Origin of the sequence: Aquimarina litoralis, assembly GCF_039523995.1 — a bacterium.
GTDB lineage: Bacteria > Bacteroidota > Bacteroidia > Flavobacteriales > Flavobacteriaceae > Aquimarina > Aquimarina litoralis.
In genome coordinates this window covers 254,706-270,707 of the sequence record NZ_BAAAGE010000003.1, presented here as the reverse complement: position 1 = coordinate 270,707, position 16,002 = coordinate 254,706, and the positions used below count along the sequence as shown (strand labels likewise).

Sequence of the window (16,002 nt, the reverse complement as noted above, 5' to 3'; positions counted from 1 at the left end):
TAATATCTTTTCTTTACTTAAGAATTAATGAATATACCTATAAGAATAGCCATTAATGGATTCGGGAGAATTGGTCGTAACCTGTTTAGACTATTGCTTAAGAACCCTAACATTGATGTTGTAGTTATAAATGACCTTGCAGACAGCAAAACTCTTAGTCATTTACTCAAATATGATAGTATTCACGGAGTGTTACAAGAAAACGTTTCTCATAATAATGGTCATATTATAGTAGATGATTTGTCCATTCCTTTATTAAACGCAACACAACCTGCTGATTGTAATTGGAAAGATTACAATGTAGATATAGTAGTTGAAGCCACTGGTAAATTTAAGACAAGGGAATTGGCAATGGAACATGTAACTGCTGGTGCCAAAAAAGTTATACTATCCGCACCTCCTTTAGAAGATTCTGTAAAAACGATCGTACTTGGAGTAAATGATGATTTAATAGATGGCACAGAAACGATTATTTCCAATGCATCTTGCACTACAAATAACGCTGCACCGATGATTAAGGTAATAAATGAGCTTTGTGGAATTGAACAAGCATATATTACAACAATTCACAGTTACACCACCGATCAAAGCCTACATGATCAACCGCATAGAGATCTTAGACGCGCCCGAGCCGCAAGTCAATCCATAGTCCCTACAACAACTGGTGCTGCTAAAGCCCTTACCAAAGTTTTTCCTGATCTGAGTGATGTAATTGGTGGATGCGGAATAAGAGTACCTGTTCCAGATGGATCCCTGACGGATATCACCTTTAATGTAAAAAAAGAAACCTCTATAGAAGAAATTAATACCGCTTTTAAAAAAGCGGCTCAATCTGATCTTAAAGGGATATTAGCTTATACAGAAGACCCTATTGTATCAGTAGATATTCTTGGCAACTCACATTCTTGTGTATTTGACTCTCTAATGACATCTGTTATTGGAAAAATGGTAAAAATTATTGGCTGGTATGATAACGAAATAGGATATAGCAATAGAATAATTGATTTAATTATTAACATTTCTAAGAAATAACTATATTAGTTGAGTTATAACAAGGAAAATGCCTTACCAAATCAAACATTTTATACTTATATTTTTATTCAATTGTTGTTTCTATGCGTATTCGCAATCCGAAGAAACAGAGAAAAATATTGCAATAAAAGACTCTATTGAAAATTATCTCATCAATGCTTCTGAAGCAATAAACACTGATAAATTAGCAAACGCTTTACAAAACATAAGTAAAGCTAAAGAACTTGCTATAGAAAGTCAGGACATTCAATATATAGCCCAAACTAATCGAGTACTTGCTGAATTATATTTAGAATTAGGTGATTTAAACAGCGCCAAAGAACAAATAAAAAAAGCAATAGAAATACAAACTAAACTCGAAAATGAAATTGCACTAGCGAATTCTTATAATGTATGCGGATCTATTCTTACCAAGTTGAAAGAATTCGAAAATGCCAAAAAACATCTTGATTTATCTGCTTCTTTAACCGAAAAAAATAGTCTAAAGGAATTAGAAGGACCGATACAAATAAATTTTGGACTATTGTCGTTGGAGATGAATGAACCAGAATCAGCTATAAATTATTTCAACAATGGTTTACCAAAGATAGAATCCTTACAGCAATCCTACTATAAAGCCAAACTTTATATTGGAAAAGCTAAAGCTCAAATGATGCTTGGATTATTAGATGATGCAGTGAGCACAAATGAGCTCGCTATGAACATAGGAGCAAAAATGGGCTTTTTAGAAATACAATCCGAAAGCTTAGAACTAAATAGTAGAATTTTTCAGGAAAAAGGAGAATTTGAAACATCATTAATTAACCTAAGATCTCATGAAAGATTCAAAGATTCTCTTTTTAACGTCAATAAGGAAATCATTGCGCAAGACGCAAGAGCCAAATTTAATATTGAAGATGAAAAATTTGAAATAGAAGAGCTTAAAGAAGAGAACAAACAACAGCAAAAATCTTTAAAACTAGGAAGACTAACTACTATTTTAAGTATCGCCTTAATTACTATTCTATCTCTACTTACTCTTTCCTTATATAAAAACAATAATTTAAGAGCGAGAGCAAACGAGCTTTTACAGAATAAAAACACCGAATTAATCTTAGCAAAAGAAAATGCGGAAAGAGCTAGCGAAGCTAAAGTTCAATTCTTATCAACTATTACACATGAGCTCAGAACTCCGCTATATGCAGTTACAGGGTTAACACATTTATTATTAGAAGAGAGTCCTACTCCTAATCAAAAAGAGCATTTAAACTCTTTAAAGTTTTCTGGAGAATACCTATTATCTTTAATAAACAACATACTTGATCTCAACAAACTAGAAGCTAACAAAGTAGAGATCGAAAACACTTCATTTAATCTACAAAAGAGAATTAACGACGTATTGATAGCTCTTGGCAAATCCGCCAAAGACAGAAATAATAAACTACACTACGAATTTGACAAATCAATCCCAGCCAAGCTGAAAGGTGATCCATTAAAAATTTCTCAGATCCTAATCAATCTGATAGGAAATTCCATTAAGTTCACTCAGAATGGAGATATTTGGATTACTGTAAAAATGATCAACCGCATTGAAAATAAAGTGTTCTTAAATTTTGAAATTAAGGATAATGGTGTTGGTATCTCCGATAAAAAACAACAGAGTATTTTTGAAAATTTTACACAAGGATCTGTTCAAATTAATAGAAAATTTGGAGGTACTGGTTTAGGACTCTCCATCGTTAAAAATCTACTTTCGTTAATGGATAGTGAAATTAAATTGGAAAGTGAATTAGGACAAGGATCAAGATTTCATTTTGACTTAAAATTCGAGGTATTTGAAGACGTTGTTTCCAACTACCAAGAAGAAGCTAAGAAGATTGACTACAATATAATGGTTGACAAAAAAGTTTTGGTAGTAGAAGACAATAAGATAAATCAACTCATTACTAGAAAAATCTTAGAAAAAAATAAGATGATTTGTGATGTAGCAGACAATGGAAATATTGCTATTAATAAGACAAAAGATAAAGATTTTGATTTAATCCTGATGGATATACATATGCCAGGCATAAGTGGAATCGAAGCAACAAAACAAATTAGAGAATTTAATACTAAGATTCCTATCGTAGCGCTTACAGCAGTAACATTAGACGATAATTTAGATGAGTTTTATAATAATGGTTTTAATGATATTATTCCCAAACCTTATAAAACAGAAGAGTTCTTTACAAAATTACACAAAGCATTATCTCAAAAACAAACTGCAACTTAAAGTTTGGCACATCTATTGATATTACCAACATAGCATAGAAACCTTTTTCTCTGTTGTTGAGTTAGCCAAAATATATAAAATGAGATCTTATAGAAGGTCTCATTTTTTTATGAAGGAAATGATATAATCATCAAACTTCTCCTGATCATTAATAAACTGCATCTCTATAGGTTGATACCAAAGAGATTCTGAAGAAATGTGTGATACCAACCTTACATAATCCTTTTCTGTAGTTATAATAAAAGGATGTGCTTTTAAACTATTGATATCTTGTTCCGAAAAATTATGATGATCTGGATAATTAATATGAGTAAACTCTAATCCCAATTCAGAATAATATTTTATAAGCGGTTTAGGATTAGCTATTCCTGTTACAAGTGTAAAAGGAGTGTTTTTCATATTTTGTATAGACTTCGTATCCGAAGTATTCATAATAAAACCTCCATAATGTATAGTTGAAAACAGAACCAGTTGCGAAGGTTTAACTTTCAGTTTATCTTTAATTGCTATTTGTTCTTTATTATTAAGATGATTAGGACATTTTGTAACAACTATTACATCTGCTCTATCCGCCCCACTCCGGGGCTCTCTTAAGTTACCAGTTGGCAACACAATATCATCACAATACAAATCATAATAGGAGCTAAGCAAAATATACATACCCGCTTTTACCTTACGATGCTGATAAGCATCATCTAATAAAATAACTTCTGGATTGGGTACTTGTTTTTTTATGTTAGCAATTCCATTACGTCGATCTGCATCAACAGCAACTAACACCTCAGAAAATTTCTTTTTAAACTGCAATGGTTCATCTCCAACATCTTTAGCAGTAGCAGAAGTTTTTACTAACTGAAAACCCTTTGTCTCCCGTTTATAACCTCTACTCAAAGTAGCGAGCACCGCCTTATCTTTTAATAACCTGATAAGATATTCTACCATTGGCGACTTACCAGTTCCTCCAACACTTAAATTTCCCACAGCTATGACAGGAAAATCATAACTGGTAGATTTCTTAATCCTATAATCATATAATTTATTCCTCAACCAGGTAACAACAAAGTATATCGGAACAATCGGTAAAAGTATTTTTCTTAAAAAGTTCAAAAGGAAAAATGTAACGATTCTATTAATAAAGCAATATTGGCAAATGTATAAAACGAAATTAGGCGTTACAAAACTTTTGGTAAGTTCCTATAAATGAAAAACATTTCTTAGCGGATAAAATTAAAACACCATTGAAACTTTGATTATTCTTAAAAGTTTTTTTACATTCCATAATAGATATTTAAAAACATATTTTGATGCAAATAAAAGAGGTAATACAACACCTTGAAAACATGGCTCCTACTAGCTATGCCGAAGATTTCGACAATGTAGGGTTATTAGTAGGAGACAAAAACACAGAAGTAACCGGTGTCTTAGTTACGCTTGATACTTTAGAAATAATTATTGACGAAGCCATTGAAAAAAATTGTAATCTGATTGTTAGTTTTCATCCGATCGTTTTTAAAGGAATCAAAAAATTCAATGGTAATAATTATGTAGAGCGAGTAGTAATGAAAGCGATCAAACATGATATTGCAATTTTTGCAATTCACACAGCCCTTGATAATGCATTACAAGGTGTTAATGATATGATTTGCGAACAATTACAACTCATTAACAGGAAAATTCTTATTCCGCAAAAAGGTACGATCAAAAAACTAATCACTTTTGCACCAATAAAAGAAGCAAACGCATTAAAATCTAAATTATTTGAAGCAGGAGCAGGAACAATTGGAAACTATGATAATTGCAGCTTTTCTTCTGAAGGAATAGGAACTTTTAGAGCCTTAGAGAATGCTAATCCATCAATAGGTGAATTAGGAGAAACACACCAAGAAAAAGAAACCCAAATCCAAATAACATATCCGAAACATTGTGAAGGCGAAATTCTAAAAACTCTTTTTAATAATCATTCTTATGAAGAAGTTGCATATGAGATAACCACATTAGAGAATACAAACCAACATATCGGAATGGGTATGATCGGAGAATTAAAAGAAGAGATGGAAGAAATAGCTTTTTTAAAACACATAAAAACTACTTTCAAAACGGGATGTGTAAGACACTCTAAACTACTAGGAAAACCTATAAAAAAAGTTGCTGTTTTAGGTGGTAGCGGTAGTTTTGCGATAAGAAACGCACAATCCGCAGGAGCGGATATCTTTATCACCGCTGATCTCAAATATCATCAATTTTATGAAGCTGAAAACAAATTGATTCTTGCAGATATTGGTCATTATGAAAGCGAACAGTACACAAAAAACTTAATTGTTAGCTATCTTAGAAAAAAAATCAGTAATTTTGCAATCATTTTATCGGATAAAAACACCAATCCAATTCAATACATATAAAATATGGCAAAGAAAGAAGTTACTGTTGAGCAAAAATTAAGAGCACTATATGATTTGCAATTAATTGACTCTAGAGTTGATGAGATCAGAAATGTACGTGGAGAACTTCCATTAGAGGTAGAAGATCTTGAAGATGAAGTAGCCGGATTAAATAAGAGATTAGAAAAACTAAATACAGATCTTGAAAACATAGATGATGGCATTAAGTCGAAGAAAAATCTAATCGAAGAAGCAAAATCCTTAATCAAAAAATACGGTGAACAACAAAAGAATGTTCGTAACAACCGTGAATATAATTCTCTAAGCAAGGAAATAGAATTTCAGGAATTAGAAATTCAATTGTCTGAAAAGCACATCAAGGAATTTAAAGCTCAGATCGTTCAGAAAAACGAAATTATTGATCAGACAAAAGAACGCCTTACTGAAAGAAATAAGCACCTTGCCCATAAGAAAGGGGAGCTTGATGCAATCTTAGCTGAAACTGAAAAAGAAGAACAAGCATTAATAGCTAAATCAGAAGATTTTCAAAACAACATAGAAGAAAGACTTGTTTCTGCTTACAAAAGAATTAGAAAAAATGTAAAAAATGGACTAGCAGTTGTACCTATCGAGCGTGGAGCATCTGGAGGTTCATTTTTCACTATTCCTCCACAAGTACAAATGGAAATTGCTTCTCGTAAGAAGATTATTACCGATGAGCACAGTGGACGTATATTGGTAGACCAAGCATTAGCACAAGAAGAAAAAGAAAAAATGGAAGCTTTATTCTCTAAATTATCTTAAGTCCATTTTTCAACAAATACAAAAAGCCTCAGAATTCCTGAGGCTTTTCTTTTTTTAATCAAAACGCAAACTCTACAATTATAATTACAAGAAGACAATGAATAAGATACTAATTATTGGAAGTGTATGGCCCGAGCCTAATTCATCAGCAGCTGGCGTGAGAATGCTCCAACTAATACAACTATTCTTATCTCATAAATGGAACATCACCTTTGCTAGTACAGCTTCAGAATGTGAGCATATGCACGATATAGAAAGTCTTGGGGTAAAAAAAGCTACAATTCTCATCAACAATAATAGCTTTGATGATTTCTTACTCCCCTTACAACCAAATATTGTTTTATTCGATAGATTTATGACCGAAGAACAATTTGGATGGAGAGTATCCAAACAACTTCCAGAAGCACTTAAAATATTAAATACAGAAGATTTACATAGCCTAAGAAAATCCAGACAAGAACTATTTAAGAACAAAAAAGAGTTTAACTTCTTCGATGTAAAGAAAAGCGATATTACGAAAAGAGAAATTGCAAGTATATATAGATGTGATCAATCGCTTATTATTTCAGATACCGAAATAGATATCTTAAAAACAGAATTTGAAATTCCACAAAATATAGTATACTATTTACCCTTCTTATTGGATCCAATACATATTGAATCTAAAAAAAACTGGCCTTCTTACGAAGATAGAAATCATTTTATCACCATTGGGAATTTTCGTCACGAACCCAACTGGGACAGTGTTTTATATTTAAAAGAAACCATTTGGCCCCTAATAAAAAAGGAGTTACCAACTGCCGAATTGCATATCTACGGTGCTTATCCACCTCCAAAAGCAACACAACTACATAACGAAAAGCAAGGCTTCCTTATAAAAGGATGGACAAAAGACTCTAAAGAAGTTATGAAAAAAGCAAAAGTATGTCTAGCACCATTACGTTTTGGAGCAGGAATCAAAGGCAAACTTGCAGAAGCTATGCTTTGTGGTACACCAAGTATTACCACACAAATAGGATCCGAAGGAATGCTTAACCACGATACAGACTGGAATGGTTTTATTAAAGACAATCCTGAGGAGTTTGCTAAAGCAGCTGTAACACTATACAACAACAAAAACATTTGGTATCAAGCACAACAAAATGGAATTGAAATCATAAATACACGATTTAACAAAGACAACCTAAGCACACCTTTCATAAAAAGTATTGAAAGCATTCAAAAAAACCTAGACAATCATCGTGCTTCAAATTTTATTGGCTCGATGTTACAATATCACACAATGCGAAGTACCGAATTCATGTCTAGATGGATTGAAGAGAAGAATAAGAACAACTAATGCCCTAAGACATTTACAAAAAATTGATCAACCCCAAAAAACAACAGCACTAATAAAACAACAAAACCAACTGTTTCTAACCAATGTTGTTTTACCACCAAAGATTGACGCAAACCAATTAAACCAATAATTTTAATCAATCTTTCCTTATTCAACACCAACACCAAAACAAGTAAAAGAAAGTACAGTACTGCGCTTGCCATTGCACCATAGGTATCAAAAAAGATCGCATCGAATACTATAATATTTAACAAAATAGGAATCAAAACAAAAACACCATACAATTTAGTTCTTTCAAACAACAATAAACTCGCTCCGATCAGTTGGGAAACACCTATAAATAAGATATAAGCATATGAATACCCCATAAAAGACCATGCTAAATCAAAACCACCAACTTCTGATAATGGAATATTCGCTATCTCATCTGGCAAATTACCTTTTCTGTGGAATTGACCACCTATTAACTTCCCTAATCCATATGTAGTAAGCAACATAAAAACGTACCATCGAGAAGCTAACTCCAGAAAATATAAAAACTTAGAATTCATTTCTTATCTTTTCTAATTAAGACGATAGTTCTTAAAATCTGGTTACGTTTTTGATCATATAAAACGAAAAGCCTCTTCAAAAAATGAAGAGGCTACAATTTCTTTTTAAGAATTCTCTTTATATTAAAGAGCTGCTACGTGCTTCGCTAATTTTGATTTCAAATTAGCCGCCTTGTTATCATGAATGATATTACGCTTAGCCAATCTATCAATCATAGAAACTACAGAAGGAAATAACGCTTCAGCCTCTTTCTTATCAGCTTCACGTAATTTCTTTATAGCATTACGTGTAGTTTTATGCTGATACTTATTTCTAAGACGCTTAGTCTCACTATTTCTAATTCTTTTTAATGCTGACTTATGATTTGCCATCTTTTCTCTATTAAAATTCTTTCTTCTAAAAATTCGTAGCCCGTAGGGGAATCGAACCCCTCTTACCAGGATGAAAACCTGGCGTCCTAGCCGATAGACGAACGGGCCATTTTCCTTTTTCAAGGATTGCAAATTTATAGCTTTCACTCTAAACTTGCAATTATTTTTTTATTCGTAGCCCGTAGGGGAATCGAACCCCTCTTACCAGGATGAAAACCTGGCGTCCTAGCCGATAGACGAACGGGCCATAGTTGTTTGCCTAATTGCGGATGCAAAAATACAACTATTTTTTAATGGCGCAAGTGTTATTTTATTTTTTTCTAAAATTAATATGCTTTTGCGAATAACACCCTTACTTTAGAAGGGTTTCCGCTATACACACAAACACCATTTTCTTCTTTCGCATCAAACGGAATACAACGTATAGTAGCTTTTGTTAGCTCTTTGATCTTTTGTTCGGTTTCTGCTGCACCATCCCAATGAGCAGATATAAACCCTCCCTTATTCTCTAAAACTTCTTTAAACTCTTCAAAAGAATTTACTTCAGTAATATGACTATCTCTATACTGAGTTGCTTTTAGATGTAAACTTTCCTGAATTTCTACCAATAAAGTTTCGATAGTGTTAACAACATCATCCTTCTGTATAAACTGTTTCGACAATGTGTCTCTACGAGCAAGCTCCACAGTTCCTTTTTCTAAATCCTTAGGTCCTATCGCAATACGTAAAGGAACTCCTTGTAACTCATACTGTGCAAACTTTGCTCCTGGTCTATGTGTATCTCGATTATCAAATTTTACTGAAATACCTTTAGCCCTTAAATCTTCAACTAACTGATCCGCTACCTCCGAAATCTGGTTTAACTGCTCCTCTCCTTTATATATAGGCACAATAACTACTTGAATCGGTGCTAAATTAGGAGGTAGAACCAATCCATTATCATCACTATGTGTCATAATCAACGCTCCCATTAATCTTGTGGAAACTCCCCAGGAAGTTGCCCAAACATAATCTTGCTTTCCTTCTTTAGAAGTAAATTTCACATCAAAAGCTTTCGCAAAGTTTTGCCCCAAGAAGTGAGAGGTTCCTGCCTGTAATGCTTTACCATCTTGCATTAAGGCTTCGATACAATAAGTATCTTCAGCCCCTGCAAAACGTTCGCTCTCTGTCTTCCTTCCTTTTACAACCGGAATTGCCATAAAGTTTTCAACAAAATCAGCATATACATTATTCATTTGTTCTGTTTCCGCAATTGCTTCTTGTCTTGTTTCATGAGCCGTATGTCCTTCTTGCCACAAAAACTCTGCAGTTCTTAAAAACAAACGTGTTCTCATCTCCCATCTCACAACATTAGCCCACTGATTCACCAATATTGGCAAATCGCGATAAGATTGTATCCAACCTTTGTAGGTATTCCAAATTATAGCTTCAGAAGTAGGACGTACTATAAGTTCTTCTTCTAATTTTGCGTTTGGATCCACTATTAATTTTGAAGCATCATCGGGATCTGTTTTCAATCTATAATGGGTTACAACAGCGCACTCTTTTGCAAATCCTTCCGCATTTTTTTCTTCAGCTTCAAAGAGACTTTTAGGTACAAAAAGTGGAAAATATGCATTTTGATGACCCGTTTCTTTGAATTTCTTATCCAATTCAGCCTGCATTTTCTCCCAAATAGCATATCCATAAGGTTTAATTACCATACATCCTCTTACCGCCGAATTCTCAGCTAAATCAGCCTTTACGACTAATTCGTTATACCATTTAGAATAATCTTCACTGCGTTTCGTTAGATTTTTGCTCATAACTTGCTATTTGGCACAAATGTTGTGACTTTGTTAAATAAAAAATAGTTAGCGCAAAACTAACTAAATTTGTATTGTTCAACAATAAAATAAGGAGATATGCGACTTAAAAATTATTTTCAAAAAAATGGAGCTCTGGGGACTTTCCTAGCGGTCTCTATTCTTATGTTGACATCTTGTGGCTCGTATGAATATGTATCGTATGAAGATGGTATTTATGGTGAAGCAAGAAGCCAAAGAAACTATGAACCTCGACCAACTGAAACTACACCACAATCTAATTCAAATTATTATTCTAATTATTTTTCAGAAAAATCTGCTCAGATTGACAATGCGATTGAACAAGATGCGATTTTTACCGATGTAGATTCCTACTCTAGTGATAATTATAATCCTGCTGATTCTACGAATGTTGCTTTAAACTATGAAGGTGGTCAACCTGCATGGGGCAGTAATTATGACGAAGTATCTATTAACATTGTTAATACAGGATGGAACAACTGGGGCTGGAATGCTTGGGGTCCTGGATTTGGATGGGGATGGAATAACTGGGGTTGGAACGCCGGTTGGGGTCCTGGATTTGGATGGGGATGGAATGCCGGATGGGGTTGGAATGCTGGATGGGGTTGGAATGCTGGATTCGGATGGGGTAACCCATACTGGTATGGCGGCGGATTCTGGTGCCCTCCATATTACAACTACGGATATGGTTTTTACGGACGTAACAGAATAGCGTATAATAGAGGATTTAGAAATCGTGGTTTTAGAAATGCTTACGCTAGTAATTTTAGAAGTCGAAGCGCTTATAATTCAAGATCTAGATCGTTTAATAACAGATCCAGAAGCAGAACTTATAATAACAGAAGCTCCTACAATAATAGGAGAAGAATATCTGCCGATAACAACAGACGTTCTAGAACATCAACATACTCTGGAAGAACTAGATCCTCCAATAATGGAAATTATTCAAGATCCAGATCTGTAAGCCCTAACAGAAGTAGTTCGCGATCAAGATCTTATAGCGGAAGTTCTAGGAGCTCCAGAAGCTACTCAGGTTCATCTAGAAGTAGTCGTAGTTCTGGTTCTTACCGTAGTAGTGGTGGTTCTAGAAGTAGTGGATCAAGAGGTGGAAGCCGAGGAGGAAGAAGTCGTGGAGGAAGAAGATAATTCTAACAAATCCATTGACACAACCTTATTCTTAACGCATAAATACATTATAAATTAACACAGGTTATTCGATTAAGATATCTATATGATTTCTATAGATATCTTAATCGCTAGATCTCCTATTTTTAAATAATCTAGAGATTCTCTTATCTATTTAATTAAATATATGAAAAAGATATTTTTATTTATAAGCATACTATCCTTCTCTTTTATAAATGCACAGGATATCACCGACGCAGCTAGGTATTCGCAACAAGAAATCTTAGGAACAGCTCGTTTTAGAGGGATGAGTGGAGCATTTGGAGCCTTAGGTGGCGACCTTTCTGCTCTTCAAATAAATCCTGCCGGCTCTGCTGTTTTTTTGAATTCGTCCGGATCCATAACTATTTCATCTTCTAACGTCCAAAATGACGCTAGTTATTTTGATGGTTTTAGCCAGTCGTCGTCGTCCAACCTTAATTTCAATCAATTAGGAGCTGTTTTTGTTTACAACAACAGAAATGAATCCTCTAAAATTAATAGAATATCATTAGGATTAGCATATGACCAAACTACAGATTTTGCAGAAGAATTATTTGCTTTTGGAAGAAGTAATAATTCAATTGATCGCTTTTTTACGGATCAAGCACAAGGCATTCCTCTTAATCTAATTGCGGTAGCTCCTGGAGAAACTATTGATGGAGTATATGGTTTTTTAGGAGAAACCGAAGGTTTTGGCGCTCAACAGGCATTTCTAGGCTACAACTCGTTTATAATTGAACCAAACGACTCAAGCGACCCAAATAACACCGCTTATTTCTCGAATATATCACCCGGTTTTTTCGATCAAGAATATTATTACGAAAGCACAGGTCTTAATGGTAAATTTACTATAAATGCTGGAGCACAAATACATGAAAGATTCTACATTGGTGTTAACTTAAATTCTCATTTCATCAACTATGATAGAGTTACTGAGTTTTTCGAAGGTAATAACAATGCCGGAAGTTCTATAAATGAAGTTATATTTACAAATAGACTATCTACATTAGGAGCTGGATTTTCTGCACAAGTTGGAGGAATCTTAAAGGTATCTAATCGTTTAAGATTAGGCGCGTCTTTTGAATCTCCTACTTGGTATTACATAGAAGAAGAAACTACACAAAGAGTAGAAACTTTTAGCAATGCAGACGGAAGAGCATTAATAGACCCTAATGTAATTAACATTTTTCCAGAATATCAATTACGAACCCCAGCAAGAGCAACTGGAAGTGTTGCTATTTTGTTTGGAAAACGAGGTCTGATCAGTTTAGATTACTCCTACAAAGACTATGGATCCACTGAATTTGATTCAGATGGCTTTGATGATTTTTCAGATTTAAATAGAGAAATTGAAAACACCTTACAAGGAGCATCTACTCTAAGAATCGGTGGTGAATTACGAAATGGCAACTGGAGCTTCAGAGGTGGATACAGTTATGAAGAAAGCCCATATAAAGATGAATTAATTCTTGGTGAAAGAACTGGTTTATCTCTTGGTATTGGATATAATTTTGGAAAAGTTAAATTCGATGTTGCCTATGATTATTCAGAACAGGAAAGAAATCAGCAATTTTATCCGAATTCTTCGTTTACAAATTTTGCATCAGTTGACAGCTATAGAGACAACCTTACTTTTACACTAAGTTTAAATCTATAAAAACAAATATAGAGTCGCAATAAAAAAGGAGTTGATTTTATTCAACTCCTTTTTTATTATTTCATATCAAATTCATTATCGAATTAGAGAAAAACTACCCGCAAATGTTTTTCTTGCTCTATTAGGATCTCTATCTGATTGCTCATTGAACTCTACCCTAAACCAATATTGAGAAGAAGGCATTAAATTTCCATTATAGGTTCCATCCCAACCAGGTCCGGTTGGATTAAGTTGTTTTAATAATTTACCATGTCTATCAAAAATATATACTAATGCAGGAGTAGGTTGATCCTCTGGATTAATCAAATTCCAAGTGTCATTTACACTGTCTCCATTTGGTGTAAAATATTTAGGATATCCTAAAATCATAATATCTACAGAAGTTCTTTCATTATCCGGACAATTTGCATATCTAGCAACGATTCGATAATCTCCGGGAGGAACTTGTTCAAAAACCGGTGAAGACTGATAGGCTCTATACTCAACAAAAGTACCATCCATATCTACATCCCAATCCAATCTATATTCAAAGTTTGTAAAACCTTCTGCCTCTACTATGGGATCAGTAGATACTTCTGCAGTGAGTGTATAAAACCCTGAAAAAGATTCTTCTGTTATTGTATAATCTACCTGAAAAGCAATTTGAGAAACATCCAATACAGATACCTGATCCGGTGAATCCGGAACTTCGATACCATTTGAATCAAAACCTCTCAATTGATAAATCCCATTTGAAGTAACGTTATCATAAAAAGGAAGTGTCGCTCCAGGTATATCCACAAAATTAGTATCTCCTAAATCCGCTCTGGCCCATTGAAATGTTACCGCCGCTGGAACTGCAGGAGGCCCCGTACTTGCTGGAAACCTACCTTCTATTGTTAATGGAAATTCTCCACATGTAGCAATTCTATCTTGCGGTATCCCAGGCTCTAACACACTACAATCTGTAGTTCCTGCTCCATCTTCACCAAGATTGGTCTGCTCTAATTGAATTACTCCTGATTCATCCGCGAAATTAGTGATTAGTACAATATAAAACTCCCCTGTTTGGGCGTCAGGAATTGTAAAAGTTTCAATAAAATTATCATCTGAGGTTCTTGCATAACTACAATCTACAATATTTGTATTATCCTCATCATTAATATAAAAATCCGGCTCATCTGCATTATTCACGCACTCTGCGGGTCGTATATTCTCTCCATCCCCATTAAGGTCACACCCACGAGAAAGCTGATCTTCACAGTCGATAATAAAAGATGTCTGAAATGGACCCCAAGCGATAAAATCAACATCAAGCTGTCGTTCATCTCGATCTAAACGACTATCTCCATCAGCATCTACCCATTGACGAATATCAAAGACTAATTCTCCAGGTTCATCTATGAGAATAAAATACCAAGAAGGGTTTGGAGTAGTATTTAAACACCCAACTTCTCCTAGCCCACTGATATCACCAGTTGTATTAGGAAAAGTAAGTTCTAATGATTCATCAGAACAAAAGGGTTGAGAATTCTGACAGGCAGTATCAAAATCCTGAGCATTTGTATATTGACCACAAAGGCCAAATAGCGTAAAATAAAATAAGATTTGAGGTAGTAATTTTGACATATTTTATATAACGTAGGTTAGTACATTTTCTTGTGTAGGAATTAAATTTACTAATTTTTAAGAAAGTGTGTAGAAAACGACGAGAATATTTATAATTGTTAACATAGCTTTTACTAAGTAAAAAGACAAAATTGTATCTTTGCAGCCTGTTTTATAATTGATTTTATTTGAATTACATTTTTTAGAATTCAACTTGATTATAAAATGTAGGAAATTAAAAAAAGAATACCTTAAAATTGTAAGTATAAGTTATCCTCTTTCAATTTTTAGATAATAAACATTTGCAAACACAAGTGTACGATTATAATTCTTGAAGTAATAACAAAAATTTGAACTTGTGAAGATAGACAAGGCCCTTGAAGCTATTGAAGCGCTAGGTGATAATCATGTAGCTACTAGCGCAACTACACCTCTAAGAGAAGATGCTTTTAAATTAAGTGATAAAGAAAAAATCGCTTTGATTAGAGAAGATGTAAAACACATTATGGAAACCTTAGGATTAGATCTTAATGATGATAGTCTAAGTGGAACTCCACAACGCGTTGCAAAAATGTTCGTAAATGAAATTTTCTCTGGTTTACACCCACAGCGAAAACCAGAAGCCTCTACTTTTGACAATAACTACAAATATGGTGAAATGCTTGTTGAAAAAAACATTACAGTTTATTCTACTTGCGAACATCATTTGTTACCTATTATAGGAAGAGCACATGTAGCTTATATCTCTAACGGTACTGTTGTTGGCCTATCAAAAATGAATCGTATCGTGGATTATTATGCAAAAAGACCACAGGTTCAAGAACGTTTGACAATGCAAATAGTACAGGATCTTCAAGTAGTACTAAACACTAAAGATGTCGCTTGCGTAATAGATGCAAAACACTTATGCGTAAACTCCAGAGGAATTAGAGATATCGAAAGTAGTACGGTTACCAGCGAATTCGGAGGTAAGTTTAAAGAAGAATCTGTTCGTAGAGAATTTTTAGACTACATTAAATTAGAAACTAGATTTTAATC

13 protein-coding genes and 2 tRNA genes are annotated in these 16,002 nt (G+C 33.9%); 8 read left to right on the top strand and 7 right to left on the bottom strand.

What is annotated here, in order from left to right; all coding sequences use genetic code 11:
* Window positions 1-27: 27 nt before the first annotated feature.
* Window positions 28-1,032: a type I glyceraldehyde-3-phosphate dehydrogenase gene (gene gap, locus ABD077_RS15605; RefSeq protein ID WP_343913187.1), complete on the top strand. Its 1,005-nt coding sequence runs from the start codon at window positions 28-30 to the stop codon at window positions 1,030-1,032.
* A 28-nt stretch (window positions 1,033-1,060) separates the two neighbouring features.
* Window positions 1,061-3,283, top strand: coding sequence for a response regulator (locus tag ABD077_RS15600; RefSeq protein WP_343913185.1), 2,223 nt, complete (start codon window positions 1,061-1,063; stop codon window positions 3,281-3,283).
* Window positions 3,284-3,382: 99 nt separating this feature from the next.
* Here ABD077_RS15600 and lpxK read toward each other — a convergent pair whose 3' ends face one another.
* Window positions 3,383-4,390 (bottom strand): tetraacyldisaccharide 4'-kinase, encoded by a 1,008-nt coding sequence (gene lpxK, locus ABD077_RS15595; protein WP_343913184.1) that lies wholly within the window; start codon window positions 4,388-4,390, stop codon window positions 3,383-3,385.
* Window positions 4,391-4,587: 197 nt separating this feature from the next.
* On the opposite strand from lpxK, the gene ABD077_RS15590 reads away from it, so the two are divergent.
* The 3 genes from ABD077_RS15590 to ABD077_RS15580 all read left to right on the top strand — a co-directional run bounded on the left by ABD077_RS15590 (window position 4,588) and on the right by ABD077_RS15580 (window position 7,804).
* Entirely contained in the window at window positions 4,588-5,682 is a 1,095-nt protein-coding gene (locus tag ABD077_RS15590) for a Nif3-like dinuclear metal center hexameric protein (RefSeq protein WP_343913183.1), read from the top strand.
* Between the two features lie 3 nt (window positions 5,683-5,685).
* Complete coding sequence (locus tag ABD077_RS15585) at window positions 5,686-6,465, top strand: zinc ribbon domain-containing protein (protein ID WP_299903308.1); 780 nt, start codon at window positions 5,686-5,688, stop codon at window positions 6,463-6,465.
* 97 nt (window positions 6,466-6,562) lie between these two features.
* Complete coding sequence (locus ABD077_RS15580; RefSeq protein WP_343913182.1) at window positions 6,563-7,804, top strand: glycosyltransferase; 1,242 nt, start codon at window positions 6,563-6,565, stop codon at window positions 7,802-7,804.
* Here ABD077_RS15580 and ABD077_RS15575 read toward each other — a convergent pair.
* From ABD077_RS15575 to proS, 5 genes are all read right to left on the bottom strand, one after another.
* Entirely contained in the window at window positions 7,801-8,355 is a 555-nt protein-coding gene (locus ABD077_RS15575) for a hypothetical protein (RefSeq protein ID WP_343913181.1), read from the bottom strand. The genes ABD077_RS15580 and ABD077_RS15575 overlap by 4 nt on opposite strands.
* A gap of 123 nt (window positions 8,356-8,478) precedes the next feature.
* Entirely contained in the window at window positions 8,479-8,727 is a 249-nt protein-coding gene (gene rpsT, locus ABD077_RS15570) for a 30S ribosomal protein S20 (protein WP_299611094.1), read from the bottom strand.
* Window positions 8,728-8,763: 36 nt separating this feature from the next.
* Window positions 8,764-8,835 (bottom strand) — tRNA-Glu (locus ABD077_RS15565).
* A 67-nt stretch (window positions 8,836-8,902) separates the two neighbouring features.
* Window positions 8,903-8,974, bottom strand: a tRNA-Glu gene (locus tag ABD077_RS15560).
* Window positions 8,975-9,053: 79 nt separating this feature from the next.
* A complete protein-coding gene (gene proS, locus ABD077_RS15555; protein ID WP_343913180.1) occupies window positions 9,054-10,532 on the bottom strand; it encodes a proline--tRNA ligase in 1,479 nt (492 codons plus the stop codon).
* Window positions 10,533-10,631: 99 nt separating this feature from the next.
* On the opposite strand from proS, the gene ABD077_RS15550 reads away from it, so the two are divergent.
* Together ABD077_RS15550 and ABD077_RS15545 are read left to right on the top strand one after the other, a co-directional pair.
* On the top strand, window positions 10,632-11,699 hold the full coding sequence (locus tag ABD077_RS15550) for a hypothetical protein (RefSeq protein ID WP_343913179.1): 1,068 nt from the start codon (window positions 10,632-10,634) through the stop codon (window positions 11,697-11,699).
* 166 nt (window positions 11,700-11,865) lie between these two features.
* Window positions 11,866-13,377, top strand: coding sequence for an OmpP1/FadL family transporter (locus tag ABD077_RS15545; protein ID WP_343913178.1), 1,512 nt, complete (start codon window positions 11,866-11,868; stop codon window positions 13,375-13,377).
* Between the two features lie 75 nt (window positions 13,378-13,452).
* Here ABD077_RS15545 and ABD077_RS15540 read toward each other — a convergent pair whose 3' ends face one another.
* The gene (locus ABD077_RS15540) at window positions 13,453-14,985 is read right to left on the bottom strand and encodes a T9SS type B sorting domain-containing protein (RefSeq protein ID WP_343913177.1); all 1,533 of its coding nucleotides are present in this window, start codon (window positions 14,983-14,985) and stop codon (window positions 13,453-13,455) included.
* A gap of 337 nt (window positions 14,986-15,322) precedes the next feature.
* Here ABD077_RS15540 and folE point away from each other — a divergent pair, with 337 nt between their 5' ends.
* A complete protein-coding gene (gene folE, locus ABD077_RS15535) occupies window positions 15,323-16,000 on the top strand; it encodes a GTP cyclohydrolase I FolE (protein WP_343913176.1) in 678 nt (225 codons plus the stop codon).
* Window positions 16,001-16,002 lie beyond the last annotated feature (2 nt).